General features: G+C 37.1%; 18 protein-coding genes and 1 pseudogene. 8 read left to right on the forward strand and 11 right to left on the reverse strand.

Annotated elements, in window-relative coordinates:
- The first annotated feature begins 143 nt into the window (after window positions 1-143).
- The 3 genes from ACQKMV_RS10950 to ACQKMV_RS10960 all read left to right on the forward strand — a co-directional run bounded on the left by ACQKMV_RS10950 (window position 144) and on the right by ACQKMV_RS10960 (window position 2,110).
- Entirely contained in the window at window positions 144-1,559 is a 1,416-nt protein-coding gene (locus tag ACQKMV_RS10950) for a LysM peptidoglycan-binding domain-containing protein (protein ID WP_427503905.1), read from the forward strand.
- 185 nt (window positions 1,560-1,744) lie between these two features.
- Window positions 1,745-1,906 (forward strand): YfhD family protein, encoded by a 162-nt coding sequence (locus ACQKMV_RS10955; protein WP_427503906.1) that lies wholly within the window; start codon window positions 1,745-1,747, stop codon window positions 1,904-1,906.
- 12 nt (window positions 1,907-1,918) lie between these two features.
- A complete protein-coding gene (locus ACQKMV_RS10960; RefSeq protein ID WP_427423493.1) occupies window positions 1,919-2,110 on the forward strand; it encodes a small, acid-soluble spore protein, H family in 192 nt (63 codons plus the stop codon).
- A 234-nt stretch (window positions 2,111-2,344) separates the two neighbouring features.
- Here the strand turns inward: ACQKMV_RS10960 and ACQKMV_RS10965 are convergent, their stop codons facing one another.
- Both ACQKMV_RS10965 and ACQKMV_RS10970 read right to left on the reverse strand, forming a co-directional pair.
- Window positions 2,345-4,429, reverse strand: coding sequence for a bifunctional diguanylate cyclase/phosphodiesterase (locus tag ACQKMV_RS10965; protein WP_427503970.1), 2,085 nt, complete (start codon window positions 4,427-4,429; stop codon window positions 2,345-2,347).
- Between the two features lie 264 nt (window positions 4,430-4,693).
- On the reverse strand, window positions 4,694-5,212 hold the full coding sequence (locus ACQKMV_RS10970; RefSeq protein ID WP_427503908.1) for a sigma-70 family RNA polymerase sigma factor: 519 nt from the start codon (window positions 5,210-5,212) through the stop codon (window positions 4,694-4,696).
- A gap of 547 nt (window positions 5,213-5,759) precedes the next feature.
- Here ACQKMV_RS10970 and sspI point away from each other — a divergent pair.
- Window positions 5,760-5,969 carry a small acid-soluble spore protein SspI gene (gene sspI, locus ACQKMV_RS10975; RefSeq protein ID WP_132357157.1) on the forward strand — a complete coding sequence of 70 codons (210 nt, stop codon included), beginning with the start codon at window positions 5,760-5,762 and terminating at the stop codon, window positions 5,967-5,969.
- Window positions 5,970-6,047: 78 nt separating this feature from the next.
- Complete coding sequence (locus ACQKMV_RS10980; RefSeq protein WP_427503909.1) at window positions 6,048-7,427, forward strand: FAD-binding oxidoreductase; 1,380 nt, start codon at window positions 6,048-6,050, stop codon at window positions 7,425-7,427.
- A 60-nt stretch (window positions 7,428-7,487) separates the two neighbouring features.
- Here ACQKMV_RS10980 and ACQKMV_RS10985 read toward each other — a convergent pair whose 3' ends face one another.
- The 7 genes and pseudogenes from ACQKMV_RS10985 to ACQKMV_RS11015 all read right to left on the reverse strand — a co-directional run bounded on the left by ACQKMV_RS10985 (window position 7,488) and on the right by ACQKMV_RS11015 (window position 13,108).
- Entirely contained in the window at window positions 7,488-8,000 is a 513-nt protein-coding gene (locus tag ACQKMV_RS10985) for an N-acetyltransferase family protein (protein WP_427503911.1), read from the reverse strand.
- Between the two features lie 26 nt (window positions 8,001-8,026).
- On the reverse strand, window positions 8,027-8,734 hold the full coding sequence (locus tag ACQKMV_RS10990) for an amino acid ABC transporter permease (RefSeq protein WP_427503912.1): 708 nt from the start codon (window positions 8,732-8,734) through the stop codon (window positions 8,027-8,029).
- A gap of 11 nt (window positions 8,735-8,745) precedes the next feature.
- Window positions 8,746-9,450, reverse strand: a complete 705-nt coding sequence (locus ACQKMV_RS10995) for an amino acid ABC transporter permease (RefSeq protein WP_427503913.1) — start codon at window positions 9,448-9,450, stop codon at window positions 8,746-8,748.
- 26 nt (window positions 9,451-9,476) lie between these two features.
- Window positions 9,477-10,301 (reverse strand): transporter substrate-binding domain-containing protein, encoded by an 825-nt coding sequence (locus ACQKMV_RS11000; protein WP_427503915.1) that lies wholly within the window; start codon window positions 10,299-10,301, stop codon window positions 9,477-9,479.
- Between the two features lie 15 nt (window positions 10,302-10,316).
- Window positions 10,317-10,496 (reverse strand): annotated as a pseudogene (locus ACQKMV_RS11005) (glutaredoxin family protein); the annotation flags it as partial.
- A 229-nt stretch (window positions 10,497-10,725) separates the two neighbouring features.
- Window positions 10,726-11,733 carry an LLM class flavin-dependent oxidoreductase gene (locus ACQKMV_RS11010; protein ID WP_427503916.1) on the reverse strand — a complete coding sequence of 336 codons (1,008 nt, stop codon included), beginning with the start codon at window positions 11,731-11,733 and terminating at the stop codon, window positions 10,726-10,728.
- A gap of 46 nt (window positions 11,734-11,779) precedes the next feature.
- Window positions 11,780-13,108 (reverse strand): LLM class flavin-dependent oxidoreductase, encoded by a 1,329-nt coding sequence (locus ACQKMV_RS11015; protein ID WP_427503918.1) that lies wholly within the window; start codon window positions 13,106-13,108, stop codon window positions 11,780-11,782.
- 351 nt (window positions 13,109-13,459) lie between these two features.
- Here ACQKMV_RS11015 and ACQKMV_RS11020 point away from each other — a divergent pair, with 351 nt between their 5' ends.
- On the forward strand, window positions 13,460-13,621 hold the full coding sequence (locus ACQKMV_RS11020; RefSeq protein ID WP_427503919.1) for a hypothetical protein: 162 nt from the start codon (window positions 13,460-13,462) through the stop codon (window positions 13,619-13,621).
- Between the two features lie 169 nt (window positions 13,622-13,790).
- Here the strand turns inward: ACQKMV_RS11020 and ACQKMV_RS11025 are convergent, their stop codons facing one another.
- A complete protein-coding gene (locus ACQKMV_RS11025; RefSeq protein ID WP_427503921.1) occupies window positions 13,791-14,690 on the reverse strand; it encodes a LysR family transcriptional regulator in 900 nt (299 codons plus the stop codon).
- Window positions 14,691-15,072: 382 nt separating this feature from the next.
- Window positions 15,073-16,038 (reverse strand): ornithine carbamoyltransferase, encoded by a 966-nt coding sequence (argF, locus tag ACQKMV_RS11030; RefSeq protein WP_427503922.1) that lies wholly within the window; start codon window positions 16,036-16,038, stop codon window positions 15,073-15,075.
- A gap of 246 nt (window positions 16,039-16,284) precedes the next feature.
- Between argF and ACQKMV_RS11035 the strand changes: the two genes are divergently transcribed.
- Window positions 16,285-16,743 carry a MarR family winged helix-turn-helix transcriptional regulator gene (locus ACQKMV_RS11035; protein ID WP_427503924.1) on the forward strand — a complete coding sequence of 153 codons (459 nt, stop codon included), beginning with the start codon at window positions 16,285-16,287 and terminating at the stop codon, window positions 16,741-16,743.
- Between the two features lie 13 nt (window positions 16,744-16,756).
- Complete coding sequence (locus ACQKMV_RS11040; protein ID WP_427503925.1) at window positions 16,757-17,752, forward strand: serine hydrolase domain-containing protein; 996 nt, start codon at window positions 16,757-16,759, stop codon at window positions 17,750-17,752.
- The last annotated feature ends 85 nt before the right edge of the window (window positions 17,753-17,837 follow it).

Consider the following 17,837-nt stretch of genomic DNA (forward strand, 5'->3'; position numbering starts at 1 on the left):
ATACAGCCCTTTCTCAAATGATGCATTGCACTTGGAAAGAATATGAAGATTGAAATTTTATCATTTAAAAATTAAAGATAAATACTCAATTTCTTGATTCATACATATGATGCTATATTGAAACCCATTAAGGAGGTGTCCTAATGATTATTCATGTGGTGAGCGCAGGTGAAACACTTTGGCAAATTGCAAACAGCTATTCTGTACCTATCAATTCCATTATCAAATTAAACGCATTATCTAAACCAGATCAATTAGTAATCGGACAATCACTCGTTATTCCCTCTCCTTACACAACCCATATTGTAAAAAGGGGTGACACCTTATGGTCGATAGCCCAACATTATGGTGTGTCTATGCAATCGATTATCACAGAAAATCATCTAACAAATCCAGATGTTTTAACACCTGGAACTAGACTGGTTATTCCACCCACTACACATATTGTATTGCCAGGAGAGACTCTATCGCAAATTGCCACGTATTATGGAACGACTGTTCAAGCAATTGTTTCGGAAAATGAAATTTCAGATCCAAACATGATTTATGTTGGTACGCATTTGATTATTCCAAGAGCAAAGCCTTCCATTGAAGTAAATGCTTATACGTATCAAGAGCCTAAAGAAGCTGTGCAGTCGATTAACGCAATCGGTCATCTACTAACTTATTTTAGCCCCTTTGCTTATATGGTGAAAGAGGATGGAACACTACAACCTATAAATGATAAAGAAATGATCGATGCAGCTAATGCCAAAAACATTACTCCTATGTTGACCCTTACAAATTTCTCTTCCACAAAAGCCGGCTCCAACCTATCACATGTTATTTTATCTAGTGCAGAATTACAGGAAAAGGTCATTAACAATACTTTGAAAGTGATGCAAGAAAAGGGCTATAAAGTTCTAAACGTTGATTTTGAGAACGTTCTACCGGCAGATCGAGAGAATTATAACAAATTCCTCCAATTAGCTGTTGATCGTCTTCATCCAAAAGGATACCTAGTATCAACAGCACTTGCGCCAAAAACGAGCGCAACTCAGGCAGGAACTTTATATGAGGCACATGATTATGAAGCACATGGAAGAATTGCAGACTTTGTAATTTTGATGACATACGAGTGGGGATACCGACTCGGTCCACCTCAAGCAATTTCACCCATTAACGAAATGAGAAAAGTTGTGGAATATGCTTTATCAGTTATGCCTGCTGACAAAATATTTTTAGGCTTTCAAATTTATGCTCGCGATTGGCTTCTACCGCATGTTAAAGGGCAAGAGGCAGAAACATTTAGCTCTCAAGAAGCGATTAATAGAGCACTAAAGTATGGCGCAATCATTCAATATGATAGGACCGCACAGTCCCCATATTTCCGTTATGTCGATGAACAAGGTAGAAATCATGAGGTATGGTTTGAAGATGCTAGAAGTGCACAAGCTAAGTTTGACTTGGCGAAGCAATATAATCTTCGAGGTATTAGCTATTGGGCATTAGGTTTCCCTTTCCCACAAAACTGGGCGCTATTAAATAATGATTTTTCCATCAAAAAAGTTTCATTATAAAGCGGGGAACTTTTTGGCAATCAATGAACTTAATTAGCTTAGTATACGCAGTTTAGAATGTACTATTAATCCAAAAAGTCTAAACAATTCTACAATAAATTCTTACCTTTCCCTAGTTTTTCCCATAATAAAAAATCAATTCAAAGCCATATTAAGAAATATCAAAACGAAAGGAGAAACTAAACATGGGAAGAGACAATAAACAAGGTACTAGCGCAAACAAGGGGTCATTGCCCCAAACACCAAAAAACCAAAAAATAGCGCCAAACAAAGTTAGTGAAGAATTTTCTCAAGAGTTTATGAACCTGATTAATTCGGTTACTAAAGAAGGCAAGACAAAGAAATAAGGGGGGCTTCAAGTGGATTATAATCGTGCACAAGAAATTGTAGCCTCACCAAAGGAATATGAAGTAAGCTATAATGGCGTATCTATTTGGATTGACAAGCTTCATGAAGATGGTAAAACAGCAACTGTCCATTTACGTCGTTCTTTAGAGGAACGATCTGAAGTGGATATAGGAGAATTAAAAGAAGAGTACCTCGTACATTAAACTTTATCATCAAATAAAAAACTGCTTACTTCCTGTGATGAAGTAAGCAGTTTTCTTGTTTATTCATATCAATAAAATTCCTAATAGATAAAGTATGGCATTTCGGCAAATCGAGTAGCCTGGAACGGAAATCACCCTTATAAAGGGATTTTTTTAATATTTTATCCAAATACTATTAACTACTTACTCCATGAAATTAATAACCTCAAATATCGCCAACATTAAGATTCAACTTTAAATGACATAATCCTCTACATATTTAAACTCTGTTAAAATATCACTTGCTCGATTGTGTAACTCGTTAAAGGTATTGGATATCTGTTCAGCAGAAATTGGCTTGCTAAATAAATAGCCCTGTATATAATCGCAATCACCATTGATAAGGAAAGCAAGTTGCTCCACTTCTTCAATTCCTTCAGCAACAACCTTTAATCTCAAATGCTTCGCCATTGATAAAATCATAGAAACGAGCGCTTCATCATTTGGATTATGCTGAATGTTTCGAACGAACGCTCGGTCAATTTTTAAGCAATCAATCGGAAAATCTTTTAAATAAGAAAGCGACGAATACCCTGTCCCAAAGTCATCCACAGCAATCTGGATACCAATTGCCTTTAGTTCATGAAGTAATTGTGTTATATGATCGATGTTCATCGTCATACTTTCCGTAATTTCTAATTGTAAATATTTTGGTTCTAAATTTGTACGTTGTAAAATTTCTTGCACCATATGCACAAAATCTTGCTGGAATAGTTGACCAATAGATAAATTAACAGCTACCTTCATTGGTGGCAAACCTTGCTCTTTCCATGTCTTTGCTTGAGAGCACGCCGTCTCTAAAACCCATTTCCCTAAAGGAATAATTAGCCCAGATTCTTCTGCAACCGGAATAAACAACTCAGGTGAAACAAATCCACGGGTTGGATGACACCAACGCACTAGCGCTTCTACCGATTCAATTTCACCAGTTTTCAAATTTACTTGAGGCTGAAAATCCAAGTAAATTTCTTCATTAGCTAATGCTTTATGGAGCTCTTGCTCAATCAATATACGATCAGCAATGCCATTTGACATATGTGACTTATAAAAAAGAACACTTTGGGGAATTTGAATCGCTTCCTTCATAGCTATCTGAGCATGCATTAAAAGCTCTTCACCTGAGCAATTTTCTTCATGTAGGGCAATTCCAATATTGAGATTCCCGTTGAGTGAAAATAGTTGTACTTGTAATGGTTTTTTCATAGCACTCTTCAAGTTTAAGCAAAATTGTAACAACTCTTCTCTTGCCTTCACATGATTAATATAAATAATAAACTGCCCCTCATGCAGCTTTGTAGCAAAGTAATGAGGAGGTAATATGGCTTGTATTCTCTCAGCCACAAGCTTCATCATTGTATTAGAATAGCTAATACCTATAGATGAACGGATAGCTGTAAGTCGATCAATCTCAATCGCAATGATTGCTTTTTGATGACTGTTGGCATGTAAATCCTCTTTTAAGGTTTTCAATAATAAATGTTCATTTGGAAGCTTTGTAATATCATCATGATAAGCTTGAAAATTAAGTTCCTTCTGAGAATACTCAAGGTCTCGCTTTATTTTTAAAAGTTGCTTATATGGTTTTTCAACAGTTGTATAGTAAATTGCTTTTAAGAAAAAGAAGAATGCAAAAAATTGATAAATTAATGCTGAAAAGCCCCAAATTGCATTCAAATCTTTGATGACCACAAAGAAAATATCACTAATAATTAAATAAATTGCAGCGCTAATAAGCCAGATAACCCGTTTGGGCATCTTTTTTATATACTTACTTAAAATTACTATCGTTGCACCTTGTAAGGCAGCAGACAATAAATGAACAATAGCGCTAACTTTAAACAACATTTGTTCTTCATGTAAAAAATATTTTGCAGAGAAATACACTATTAAAAGGCACAATAGTACAAATAATAGGGAACTACCATATGTATAAATACGATCATTCATCGTTAAGCGTTTTTTTGGTTTTAAAATAATAAAGAGGAAACCGATTGATAAGCAAAAACGCATTATTAAATGCAACCACGTTTCCATGTATTTTGTTTCAGCCGTTGGAAATTGAGAAATAATTATGCTCACTGTTTCCAACAAGGAAATAATAAAAAATAAATTACCTATGTATAATGTTTGATTTGATAATAAATATGAAAAAACGAGCCACGATTGAATAGCGATTGCCATTGTAAAAACAATAATTAAAATGTGTATTATCAAGTTCAAACTGTATCTTTCTTCCTCAAAAATACCAAATACTTGATTACTTAAACTTAATAGCGGCATGACTAGTAATAATGGCAATACTATATACCAAATCTCTTTCTTTTCTATCTCTAATTGATCCAACCTTTTCTCCAACAGAAACCCTCCACCTAATATATCAATTTAGATAGGTAATATTATCTATCTAATTTGATATATTAAATTAAAACTTGTATATTTTTTTGACTTCTTACAAATCATAGCATTTTCATTGGAAGTTGTATGCAATTATTAAAAGTATGCTAATATTCATCGATATTAGCATACCTTTGATGCTTTATCGCACTATTCGTCTTTAGAATATAACAACTCGCGCAGCTTAATCATTATTCTTGTACGTCTTTTTTTAACTGCATCCATAGATAAACCTAGCTCTTTAGCTATTTCCAAGTAACTATATCCTTCTACATAAAAAAGTTGTAATATTTTTCTTTCTTCAAATTTTAAATGAGACATTATACATTCTAAAGTTGGATTTCTTTCACTCATTTCATGTTCTCGAAAATAGTTAATCGTTTCATCATCCATAGGTGTATTAATATTTTCAAAACTCTTTTCCTTTGAAAGCTCTTTTAAAATTTCTCCTTTAACGGTTGTATAAATATAAGCAGAAAACACACCTTTTGATTGATCCGCTTTGCGCCAAGCATCCCACACGGCTATGGATGCTATATGACGATAATACTCATAATCCTTATAAATATGGCACTTTAACAAAATCGACGTTATCATCGGCTGGACTAATTCTAACACTTCATCAAATGGTTGTTCGGGCGATAACTGTTTATTATGTTGTGTTGTCATCCTATTGTCCTGTCGACTGTGCACAGTCCATTATTCCTAGGTGCCTCTATCTTAGTTATTATACTACGTGGATGTCGAACAGCCCTTTTGTCATTATGATCAGAAAGTTTTTATAAATCCTTTTTAATATTTATACATAAGAACAGTATGATATTTCAAAAATCATATGTTTAACTTCCTTAAGCATTCATCTCCTACCTCTATAAGTGGTGAGATGAATGCTGGCTAAGTTACTTTTCAGCGTGTGTCCAAACATCCGCTGAAATAATGGAACTTAGGCTAAAAGCTTCACATCCTGTGAAAACGCCTGAGTGACCAACATCGTGTTGGCCTAAAGCCTCCGGCGGATGTCACGGAATCTGAAAGGAGTTCAATAAAAGATGTTAGCCGTTATCGCATCCATGCGATAACGGCTAACTGACCTGCATCACGCAGGCCTAAGCACAAAGCCGATTCCGGACGCAATTATGCCGAGGCATAATTGATTTGTCTATCTATACATATTTCTTAAAAGGTTGGACAAATTACTACTAAGGAGGCGAAATAGATGAATTTTCAAATAAGAGATGCGATTACGACAAACGTACATGGTCAATCAGCGGCCGAATTTAAGGATATTGTCGAGGATGCAATTAGCCGTGGTGAAGAACATTTACTTCCAGGGCTTGGTGTGTTTTTCGAAAAATGGTGGCAGCAATCTAGTCCTACTGAGCAGGATGCATTTGTTCAAAAACTAGAAAAAGCATTTGCTCACTAATTTTTTATAGACAGTTCATTCCAATTCCAATAAATGCATGATAAAGTTTAATTTATCAGAAAATTAGGAGGGATTGGAATGACTGTTGCTGTAGAATTAATAGTTAATCAACTAAAAAAGGTATTATCTGAAGAACAGGTGTCAACAAACGAAACGGTGCGACAGCTACATGGAAGGGACGAATCTCATCATACAATGAGCTTACCAGATATCGTTGTCTTTCCTCGTTCTACGGCCGATGTCAGTGCCATCTTGAAAATTGCGCATGCGGAACGTGTACCAGTCGTACCTTTTGGTGTTGGCTCAAGCTTGGAAGGAAATGCAATTCCCATTGCAAATGGCATTTCTATCGATTTCTCTGAAATGAATACTATTTTAGAAATTCGACCAGATGACCTGCTTGTGAAAGTACAACCGGGTGTCACACGTGCCCAATTGAATAAAGAATTAAAAAAACATGGACTTCAATTCACAGTTGACCCTGGTGCTGATGCTACACTTGGTGGGATGGCCGCAACTAATGCCAGCGGGACAACAGCAGTGCGCTATGGTGTCATGCGCGATCAAGTACGAGATTTAGAGGTTGTACTCGCAGACGGTTCAGTCATTCATACCGGTAGCTTAGCAGCAAAATCTTCTTCTGGTTATCATTTGAATGGCCTTTTCATTGGCTCCGAGGGTACGCTAGGTTGCTTTACAGAGTTAACTTTACAAGTCTATGGTATACCCGAATTTGTCACGGCGGGACGTGCAGTTTTTGCGACAGTTGGCGATGCTGTCAGTGCAGTAACCGCATTGCTACAAGCGGGCATTTCAATTGGCCGTGTTGAACTGGTCGATGAAGCCTCTATCAAACAAGCAAATATTTATAATGAAACGTCCTATGATGAAAAACCAACACTATTTTTAGAATTCCACGGAAATGAAGCAGGTATGCATGCCGATATAGAATTTGCTAGAGAAATTTTTGAGGACTTTGGTAGTCTTTTGGTTGAATTTGAACAAGACAATGCAGGACGTAATAAGCTCTGGGAGGCACGCCATTCACTGGCCTATGCATATATCCATGCCTATCCAGGGAAAAAGCTTATGTCGACTGATGTTTGTGTGCCGATATCTAAGCTTGCTGAATCCGTTTTATACGCGCGTGAGCAGCTTGAGGAAGTTGGCCTTGCAGGAGGAATTGTAGGCCACGTTGGAGACGGTAACTTCCATGCCTTGTTAATGTTAGATTCAAACGATGCTGAGGAGCAAGCAAAAGCCAACCGTTTCAATGAACATATTGTCCAATTTGCTTTACTTCGTGGTGGGACTTGTACTGGTGAACATGGTGTTGGTATTGGAAAAATGAAATATCAGTCTACAGAGCACGGAACATCTCTCTTAGTAATGAAGAGCATAAAGACAGCACTTGATCCACATAATATTATGAATCCAGGGAAAATTTTCAACATGTAATTTCATTATTACTTTCAAACATAGGGAACCCGTTGATGTCCAATATCAACGGGTTCATTTTTATAAATCATAGCGGAAACTTTTTACGAGCTTATCTCCCTTATAAAATTCTTTAGATTCATCTCTTACAAAGCCTAGCGATAAGTAAAGATTAATAGCAGCCTGCATAATATCACCTGAGTGCAAATATAACGCTTGGTCATGACGATTGCGTGCAAAGGCAAAGCTTTCATGTAATAATTTTTTAGCAACACCTAGCCCTCTTCCTTTAGGATGCACGCCAAGTAAGCGCACAATGGTAGACTTTATGTTAAGCTCTGGTAAACCATATGCTTTTTCAGAATCTGTAAATAATTGCAGTCCCCCTAAAATCTCATCGCCACGCTTTGCCACTAAAATTGTTTCTGCATTAGGATTACCAACAGATGCCCGAATATCACTTAAGTACGAAGCCCAGTTCTCTGGGTTTTCATATTCTTTTTCATATTGTGCATAACTTTCTACTAGAACCTCTAAATACCTTGCATAGTCTTCCTCTTTCAAATGCTCAATCACTATTTCAGCTACTGTCATCGTTCTAACCCCTTTCTAGACTCTATTTAAATGCCGCCCCTACTGTAGGCAATTACTCTTTTTTCAATACGATGTGCCAGCCATTCGACGATAGCTGAAACACTCCAATAAATTAACCCGACAGCAATAAATGCCTCCAAAAACTTTAAATTAATAGAAGCAACGATATTCGCAACTCCTGTTAACTCTTTAACCGAAAGAAAAAAAGCTAATGACGTGGCATGTAAGAACCCAATAAAAACATTTGTGAAGTTAGGTATGGATTTACTAAATGCTTGGGGTAATATATAGCGTCGCATCGCCTGTGAAAATGTTAACCCGACTGCATAAGCTGCCTCTAGTTGTCCCTTAGGTACACTTAAAATACCAGACCGAATTATTTCGGAGGCATACGCTCCTGCACTTAGCGTCAAAGCCAAAATAACAAAAAATAAAATAGGGATAGAGCTTGATTGAAACTCTATCTTCAAAGCTTTTGCAATGACATCAACAACAATTGGTATGCCAAAATAAACAAGCATAATGTGCATAATAATTGGTGTGCCTCTAAAAAAAGATACGTAAAAATTCAACAATGGTGCGAGAAATTTTTTTTGTTGTATCCGAACAAAAGCAACTATTATGCCGATTAAAATGCCCAATAAGACAGGCGTAACTGTCATGAACAAAGTTAACGGCAATACTTTACTAATTTCTACTAAAGCTTTAAAAATAAAAGCAAAATCTATCGTCATAGCATATCCCCCTAGCTAGATGCAGCTTCCTTTGGCATATATCGATTAAGATATCGTTCATTGCGTTTTAAACCCTTTTCTACCAGCATAACAATGACATAATAAACGATGGACAGCGCCAAATAAATCTCCAGCGCCCTTGTCGTTGAAGCGATAAGAGTTTCTCCACGTCCCACCATATCCATGACACCAATTGAAAATGCTAAAGAGGTATCCTTTAATGAACTAATCATCGTATTTGCCATATTTGGAAAGGCAACACGAATCGCCTGAGGGAGCACAATACGTAAAAATGCCTGTATTCCACTTAATCCAACTGAATAAGCTGCCTCCATTTGTCCACGATCAACTGTTAAAATAGCCGCTCTAAAAATCTCAGCAAACGATGCAGCATTGCTCAAAGTATAAGTAATAATTACAAAATACATAGCATCCATTCTTGTTACATCAATATGCACAAGCTTTAATAATGCTGGTATACCATAAAACACTAAAAACAATTGTACTAATATCGGCGTACCTCGAATAAACGAAATATAAATCGTTATGATTTGCTTCAAAACTGGTATGTGTAGCAGCTTTGGTATAGCGATCACTATACCAAGCAGCATGCCAAAAAGAATGGCAAACACTAAAATTTCGAGTGTTACTGGCAAATACTGAAGCAATATAGGAAGTACTTTTGCAATTAGCGTGAAGTCAAAGTCATTAGCCATACTTCCTTCTTCCTCTCCTGTTTCGTTTAGAAATCCACCGTATAATCGTCACCTAACCATTTTTTGCTTAGCTTACTAATGACACCTTCTGCCTTTAATTCTCGAATGGCATCATCAAGTCGCTCCTGTAAGACAACCTCGTCTTTATTTAATAAGAAGTAAACTTTTGAATTTAATAAAGGATCTCCTACAACCTTCTCCTGTGCTTTATTGCTTTCGTTATAGTACTTCACTGCAAATGGTGTTGTAATGATTGCATCAATTCGACCTGTCGCTAGTTGATTGTGAACATCGACCGAGCCAGACGAATACACGATATTAGCACCTAAATTATGCTCCTTATTATATTTTTCGAGAAAGACAGCAGAATTGCTCGTTGGTGAAACACTAACATTTTTCCCCTTCAAATCATCAATGGATTGAATAGAATTATTTTTTGCATTGACTGTTACTTTTAATGGGAATACGTTATAAGGCTCTTTATTAAATAGGAATTTCTCCTCTCTTTCACTATTGACTTCCATTTGATGGGCAATAAAGTCAATCTTTCTTGTCTCTAAACTTAGTAATAAATTTGAAAATTCCATTGTTTTAAATTCAAACTCATATTCTGGTAGCTTCTCGTCAATAGCGCGAACAAGCTCCACATCATAACCTGTTAAATTCCCCTTGTCATCAATGAAGCAGATATTTGGAAATTGAGTACCGGTACCAACAATAATTTTTTGAACACCCTTTCCACCTTGTGCTGCATTATTTTCACTAGTATCCCCTTCGGACTTTTCAGAACTTGTACAAGCTGTTAAAAGTAAAGCTAGTATCAATAGTAAATAACATGATAATTTTTTCATAGAATCCCTCTCTTCTTATGTGTGCGACGGTATATCAACAGCAAGTGCTGTTTTTAAATGTTCCAGTCCAATTTCTGTTACTGCTTTAAAAACACCATTTGATCCAATTTCGACAACCGGAACATAGCGGACACCATATTTTGTTTCAAGGATGTCACGGAATGCGTCATTATGCGTCACATCCACTGTTTTGTAAGAAATGCATTGTTGTTATCAATTATGCCTCGGCATAATTGCGTCCGGAATCGGCTTTGTGCTTGCACAAAGCCGATTCCGTGACATCCGCCGGGGCTTTACCTTCTTTCAGCGGGTGTTTGAATACCCGCTGAAAGAAGGTAAATATGTTTTCACTTCAACACAATAACTACAGCCTTCCTTTGACCAAACAATTACATCTATATTTTTTACCATATTCATTTCCTCCTTAGCTTACCGCTTCCTTTTGCTGTAAATAGACTGGACTTAATAGCTCAAATGATCGTTCCCGTTCAAATTCCTTCAACACAGGTGTATGCAAGATAAACTCATCGATTTGATAGCGCACATGATAGTCATCTAAGATCGTTTTAATATCTTCCGGAGTACCATATAAAATATCTGCATCATATTGCTTCACCGTAAATGACTCTCCAGATTCCTGACCAAATTTCTCTGCTAGCTCTACCGATTGTAATGTTAGACTTTTGCCACTTGCTGAATGCACCTTCGTAATTTTTTGATCGCCAATAAGCTCTTTCGCCTCCTCTTTTGTAGGGGCTGCAATGGCTGCGATGGAAACGGCAAAATGACCGTTTGGATGATGCTTGCGATAAGCTGTAGCTGCTTGTGCTAATACATCATTATCACTATTAATAAATCGCGCAAAGACGAACGCAATGCCTAGTGTGCCTGCAAGAGCGGCACTTTGTGGACTTGCCCCAAGTAAAAATAATGCTGGCTTTACCTTTGGAATCGGTGTTGCCTGTACTCCATATAACTCGTGCTCTGCTGGTACTGTTTGCTCAATTAATTGCTGTAAAAATGTTAATCTTTCCTCAAAATCTTCTCCTTTATTGAGCGTGCCATATTGCAATGCCTTCGTAGAGAGAGGTAAACCACCCGGTGCTTTCCCTATGCCTAAATCAACTCGCCCTGGCTCCAACGATGCGAGAACATGAAAATTTTCTGCTACCTTGTAAGGGCTGTAGTGCTGTAGCATCACTCCACCCGAACCGATATTGATAGATTTTGTTTTAGCAAGGAGATAAGATACTAATACCTCTGGAGATGACCCCGCTAATGTATCTGTATTATGGTGCTCTGACACCCAAAAACGTGAGTAGCCCAATTGCTCTGCTTTTTGTGCTAGAGCCACTGTTTTTTGTAAGGTCTGTTCATTTGTTGAATCCTCAATGATAGGACTTTGATCTAATATACCTATTGAATAGCTCATACAATGCCTCCTTAATTACATTTATTCATATATATTTACTAGGTTTTTAGACAGACTGCTTGACATAACGGCTTTCTTTAAATGGTAAACCTAAGTTACCGCGTAATGTGTCTGCCTCATAATCCTCACGGTATAGCCCTCTCGTTTGTAAAATCGGCACAACCTTATCTACAAAATCCTCAAGTGCTCCTGGTACAGTAACGCCTATAATAAAGCCATCAGCCGCCTCTTGCTCAAACCATTCCTGCACGAGATCAGCAACATGCTCTGCTGTACCAAAGAATGCTGTTTTTGGGGTTGCTTCACGTAAAGCAACTTGTCGCAATGTTAGCCCTTCTTGTTTGGCATATTTTTTAATATAATCAGTTGTACTTCTAAAGCTGTTCGCTCCAATATCACCAAGCTCTGGGAACGATGCATCTACATCATATTGTGTAAAATCATGATGATCAAAATATCGACCAAGATAAGCAAGTGCACGCTCTATCGAAACTAGCTCAACGATCTCCTGATACTTTGCTTCCGCTTCCTCAAGCGTATCGCCAATAATTGGAGAGATTCCTGGAAAAATTTTAACTTCCTCTGGATTGCGTCCAAATGCTGCAACCTCAGTCTTCACCCTTTTATAAAATTTCTGTGACTCTTCTAACGACGCACCATGTGTAAAAATTGCATCTGCATCCTTTGCCGCGAATCGAATACCTGCATCTGAAGAACCCGCTTGGAAAATAACAGGCTGCCCCTGCTTAGAGCGTGCAATATTTAGCGGGCCTTGTACTGTAAAATAGTTACCCTTATGATTTAATGTGTGCAGCTTTTCTGGATCGAAAAATACATCATTTTCTACATTTGCAATGAAAGCATCATCTTCCCATGAATCCCACAAGCCCTTTGCCACTTCTAAATATTCCTCAGCAATTTGATAGCGCTCTGCGTGACTAGGATGCTGCTCAATTGTTTTATTGTAGTTCAAGGCTGTGCTTTCTAATGGTGTCGTTACAACGTTCCAACCTGCACGCCCCCCGCTAATATGATCCAAAGAGGCAAATTGGCGCGCCACTGTAAATGGTTCGCTATAGGAGGTTGATACAGTACCTACTAACCCAATATTTTTAGTCGCTACTGCTAGCGCCGATAAAATTGTTATTGGCTCAAAACGATTTAAAAAATGAGGAATCGATTTTTCATTGATGAACAAACCATCTGCAATAAAAGCAACATCAAATTTCCCCTGCTCCGCCTTTTGTGCCTGTTGAATATAAAACGGCAAGCTTACACTTTGATTGCTAGCCACCTTAGGATGACGCCAACCTGAAATATTGCCACCTACACCATGAATAATAGCCCCGAATCGAATTTTGTCCTGTCTCACCATATTTATTCCTCCTAAAATTTTATTTTTACTAAACATAGTGGTTAAGTATGTTTTATGATTAAAAAAATATTTTATTTATGGATACTCACAAATAAATCAATTTCGCCTTGGCGTAATTGTAGCTGTCGCCTCGCTTTCGCGCAGATAAACAATGCGTCCGGTTTTTAATTGTGCCCAGGCCTGCACGAGGGCCGACACGATGTCGGTCATTTCGGTAATGCCACAGGACGTGGCGTTTTTACCGATGCAGGTCAGTTAGCCGTTTTCGCAGGATGCGAAGGTTTTAGGCTAACATCCTTTATTCACTCCTTTCAAAATCCATGACATCCGCCGGAGACTCTAGGCCAACAAATGTTTTTTGCGCGAAAGCGTAGTGCTAACGCAGCGTCAGCAACGTGTTTTTGTCTGTGCGAAAGCGAAGCGGCAGCAACACAGCACGATGTTGGTCACTCAGTCGTTGCCACAGGACGTGGCGTTCTTAGACTGAGTTCCTCTATTTCAGTAAGTGTTTAAACACCTACTGAAAAGTAATCACATCCGCATTCATCTCACCGTCCTCAGAGGTAGGTGTCTTTTGCTGAATGAAGATAAAATAGGGTTGAGGAAGATAATACAGTCCATTTATACAATTTGCAATAGTCTACATAATAGAAAAAAATTTACTGACTTAAAAAATATTTTATCAATTCAGATTTTCTCGAAGGCTTTCAAATCGTTCAGCTGTTTCTAATATTGTTTTCCAAAAGACTGGTGGCAGCGTTTCTTTACTTTTATACGTTAAAAAAATGTGTTGATTCATATCAAGTAAATGCTTAACATCAATCTCAACAAATTCACCACTTTCAAGCTCTTTTTTTACGCAGAGATGTGGTAAGAAGCTCATATATTCTCTCGTACGGATAAATTCTTTCGCAACCTCTAAATGATCCGTTCGCACCTCAATATTTGCTGATACGCCCTCTACCTCAAACATTTTATGCACGTAATTCCAATCAAAAGCCCCACATTCAAAAAACACCATTTTCTGTTGTGCCAGTTCCTTTGCTTTAATTAGATTTTGTTGTATAAAGGGATGCTCTTGATGCATCACAAGTTTAACTGCATTATCTAGCAATAGCTCATTGGAAATTCCTTCGCAATGCACATATTGAATAAGACCAAGATGGATTTGATGACTTTGTAGTTTCTCTAAAATCACTGCCGTTGAACCTGTCATGATCTGAAAACGCAAATGTGGAAAGTCTTTCTTCCATTTTGGCAATGCGTAAGCTAAAAAATATTGTGCTGTGACTCCATTTGTACCAATGCACACCTCATCAGACTCCTGCGCTTCCTCTAATTGTTTCTTTCCTTGTTGGAAGGTTTGCACAATCTGTGTCGCAAACGGTACAAAGTCCTTGCCTTTATCTGATAATATTACACTTCGCCCATCGCGGTGAAATAACTCTACATTTAACTCTCGCTCCAATGATTTAATACGAGCTGTTACAGTCGGTTGAGATAAAAACAATGCATTTGCGGCCTTATGAATACTTTTATAATGCACTACATATAAAAATGCTTCGATATGGTCAATGTTCAACTGGAGCCCTCCTCAAATTACTTATTTATCCTATTATATATATAATCGTTTTTATTCTCTATAAAAGATTGGAAAACTAGGTATTAAATTTTCATCATGTATTTGAAATAAAAAATCCGCGAAAGTAGCGCAACAAGAAAAAAGTAACCCAGCGTCTCCCAGGTTACTTTATTATGTAGCGATGTGGTCATCCATCTTGATTACATACATCGCGCGTGGCTTACATCCCTCTGTCTGCACACCACTGTTATGTTATTCATATTGACACCCCCTGTTGCCAATGTGAACTCTGTATATTACTTCTCAAACTGCTGAGAAGCATTGTGCCATAAAGCAAATTTGTGCATGGCATTAGCTTGCTCGAAAAGTTTCATTCATTGCATTAAGCTAGAATTGATGCAAGCACCGCTTTTTGTGCATGGAGTCTGTTTTCTGCTTGCTCAAAGATATAGGAATTCGGACCATCAATAACGGATGACGCTACTTCCTCTTCACGATGAGCTGGTAAACAGTGTAGGAACATATAATTCGGTTTTGCGTATGCGACAAGCTCATCATTAATTTGATAACCCGCAAAGTCTTGTAGACGTTTTGCAGTTTCCTCTTCTTGCCCCATTGACGTCCATACATCAGCGTATACTACGTCCGCGTTTAAAACCGCTTCTACAGGATCATTTGTAATTATAATTGTGCTACCATTTGCTGCTGCGATAGCCTGTGCTTTTGCGATTACTTCGGCATCACATTCATAACCAACTGGTGTTGCCACTGCCACGTTCATTCCTACATGCGCAGAAGCGACTACTAATGAGTGCGCCACGTTGTTGCCATCTCCAACATATGCAATTTTTAGTCCTTTTAGTTTACCTTTATTTTCAATGATTGTTTCTAAATCCGCTAGAGCTTGACATGGGTGATAAATATCCGTTAGTCCATTTATAACTGGTATAGATGCATTCTCTGCAAGCTCCTTCACCATTGCATGTGAGTTCGCGCGAATCATAATACCATCTAAATACCCTGATAACACATGTGCTGTATCATAAATCGATTCACCGCGACCAATCTGTAAATCACGAGCATGCATAAACATACCTTTTCCACCCAATTGGTTCATACCTACTTCAAAAGAAATACGAGTACGAGTTGAATGTTTTTCAAAAATCATGCCGAGTGTCTTACCTTCTAGTAGCTTCGGACATTTTCCCTCTTTAGTAATCATTTTCAACTGTGTCGCTAGCTCCACTAACTGCTGAACCTCTTCACTTGTATAGTCTAGCAAGGTTAATAAGTCCTTACCTTTTAAGCTAGACACTAACTTTAACTGTACTTCCTCTAGTAATTTCATAGCCTTCGCTCCTTGTTTAGTTGCTGTTGGGTTTAGTATAACAATGCATAAATATAAAATCAACTGAATTTTTATGTTTATTTTAAAAAATTAGAATTTTATCTTTAATTATGACAAAATCACGACTAATCAAATATTTGTGCATATTTTCTACAATTCAATTTCAATCGTACATTTAAGAAAATTGCATTATTATTAATACATATTTATAATTAATATATATTAATTATTTAGGTGGTAAAATATATGGATAAGGAATTGGTACATCTTGTTAATGAGATTAATCAAGTTGAATATGAAACCAATTTAATGTTAACCGAAGAATTTTCCTCGTTGTTCGATGAAACGTTAACAACAAAACAAGTAGTATTTTTAAGTCTTCTTCAGACGAAAGGTCCCCTCCAAACTTATGAATTAGCAAAATTAATAGGGACATCTGCTAGTGCTGTTAGCCAATTAGTAAACAGGCTGGAGCAAGAAGGTTATATAAAAAGAACAATGAGTAAAAAGGATCGTAGAGAGGTTATTATAGAACTAGATGATCGAGGTCTTCTTTATTTTCAAAAACTAGAGGAAATCGAGCTTGCTATTATTTATAAATATTATACAAAGCTCAATAGAGAGGACTTGTTACAACTAAAGGACATACGTTTGAAATTACATTCTATTATTTCAGAGGAGCAGAAAAAAAATAAGCGTTCTTAATGGAGGTATTATTGTGGATTTATATGATTTAAAAAAGGACATATTTAAAATTGCTTATCCCTATATAAAAACTCGTCCAAATGTTGCTTTATCCATAGGTATCATTTCTCAAGACCAAGAAGCTACTTTTACTTTCGGTGGCTCGAATTTTATGCTGGAAAAAAAACCTTATATATATGAAGTTGGATCGATTTCTAAAGTTTTTACTACATCAATATTAGGGGAAATGATACAGGAAGGACACGTCCATGTAGAAGATTCTATCGGCAAATACTTTTCAGCAATTCCCGATAATCACCCTGTCACTCTCAAACGCTTAGCCAATCATACTTCTGGACTACCAGGAATAGGTGTGCTGAAGAACATTTACAATGTTTTTGACGCACAAACACCTCGTGATCCTTTTTGTCAATATTCACTAGACGAGACTATACATTATTTTAAAACGCACACAAACGAGCCAAAAGTTAAATTTAGATATTCTAATGTAGGAATGGGGCTCTTAGGATATATTTTAGCCAATACACTTCACACTGATTATGAAACAGCTATCAAACAAAGATTAACAGATCCATTAAATATGCCAAATACGTTTATCTCTATCCCTTCTGATAAAGCAGATGCAGTATTGCAAGGATACACGATCCTTGGACATAAAAAGCCACCGCTCCAAATGAATGAATTTATGGCAGCAGGGGCAGCCCGTTCAACTGTCAATGATCTTTTAAAATTTATGAAAGCACATTTAAGTGATGAAAACTTAGGTTATACATTAACACATCAAGCTACTGAAACTTTTTCAGAAAAGATAGGTATTGGTCTAGGTTGGCAACTCGATGACAATATCATTTGGCATAACGGTTCGACGAAAGCTTTCTCTAGTTATTTAGGGTTTGATAAAACACAACAAACGGGCGTCGTTGTTCTATCAAATTATCGATCGCCTATATTGGCGGCAAACCCTGGGCAAATCGGAAAAGATATATTACAGCTTTTACAAAATAATTAGATTTTATTTTTATCGAGGGATAATGTAAATTTATCGATAAAAGTTTTGAACTTATAGCCTAACTTTTTAAATTTATCGACATAAA

The organism is Lysinibacillus sp. NPDC094403 (assembly GCF_050278745.1).
Classification (GTDB): Bacteria; Bacillota; Bacilli; order Bacillales_A; family Planococcaceae; genus Lysinibacillus.

Excerpts from the sequence above, each read along its gene's own strand:
- ACQKMV_RS10950 (WP_427503905.1), top strand. The coding sequence starts at position 144 with ATGATTATTCATGTGGTGAGCGCAGGTGAAACACTTTGGCAAATTGCA.
- ACQKMV_RS10955 (WP_427503906.1), top strand. The coding sequence starts at position 1,745 with ATGGGAAGAGACAATAAACAAGGTACTAGCGCAAACAAGGGGTCATTG.
- ACQKMV_RS10965 (WP_427503970.1), bottom strand. The coding sequence starts at position 4,429 with ATGCCGCTATTAAGTTTAAGTAATCAAGTATTTGGTATTTTTGAGGAA.
- ACQKMV_RS10970 (WP_427503908.1), bottom strand. The coding sequence starts at position 5,212 with ATGACAACACAACATAATAAACAGTTATCGCCCGAACAACCATTTGAT.
- sspI (WP_132357157.1), top strand. The coding sequence starts at position 5,760 with ATGAATTTTCAAATAAGAGATGCGATTACGACAAACGTACATGGTCAA.
- ACQKMV_RS10980 (WP_427503909.1), top strand. The coding sequence starts at position 6,048 with ATGACTGTTGCTGTAGAATTAATAGTTAATCAACTAAAAAAGGTATTA.
- ACQKMV_RS10985 (WP_427503911.1), bottom strand. The coding sequence starts at position 8,000 with ATGACAGTAGCTGAAATAGTGATTGAGCATTTGAAAGAGGAAGACTAT.
- ACQKMV_RS10990 (WP_427503912.1), bottom strand. The coding sequence starts at position 8,734 with ATGACGATAGATTTTGCTTTTATTTTTAAAGCTTTAGTAGAAATTAGT.
- ACQKMV_RS10995 (WP_427503913.1), bottom strand. The coding sequence starts at position 9,450 with ATGGCTAATGACTTTGACTTCACGCTAATTGCAAAAGTACTTCCTATA.
- ACQKMV_RS11000 (WP_427503915.1), bottom strand. The coding sequence starts at position 10,301 with ATGAAAAAATTATCATGTTATTTACTATTGATACTAGCTTTACTTTTA.
- ACQKMV_RS11010 (WP_427503916.1), bottom strand. The coding sequence starts at position 11,733 with ATGAGCTATTCAATAGGTATATTAGATCAAAGTCCTATCATTGAGGAT.
- ACQKMV_RS11015 (WP_427503918.1), bottom strand. The coding sequence starts at position 13,108 with ATGGTGAGACAGGACAAAATTCGATTCGGGGCTATTATTCATGGTGTA.
- ACQKMV_RS11020 (WP_427503919.1), top strand. The coding sequence starts at position 13,460 with ATGTTTTTTGCGCGAAAGCGTAGTGCTAACGCAGCGTCAGCAACGTGT.
- argF (WP_427503922.1), bottom strand. The coding sequence starts at position 16,038 with ATGAAATTACTAGAGGAAGTACAGTTAAAGTTAGTGTCTAGCTTAAAA.
- ACQKMV_RS11035 (WP_427503924.1), top strand. The coding sequence starts at position 16,285 with ATGGATAAGGAATTGGTACATCTTGTTAATGAGATTAATCAAGTTGAA.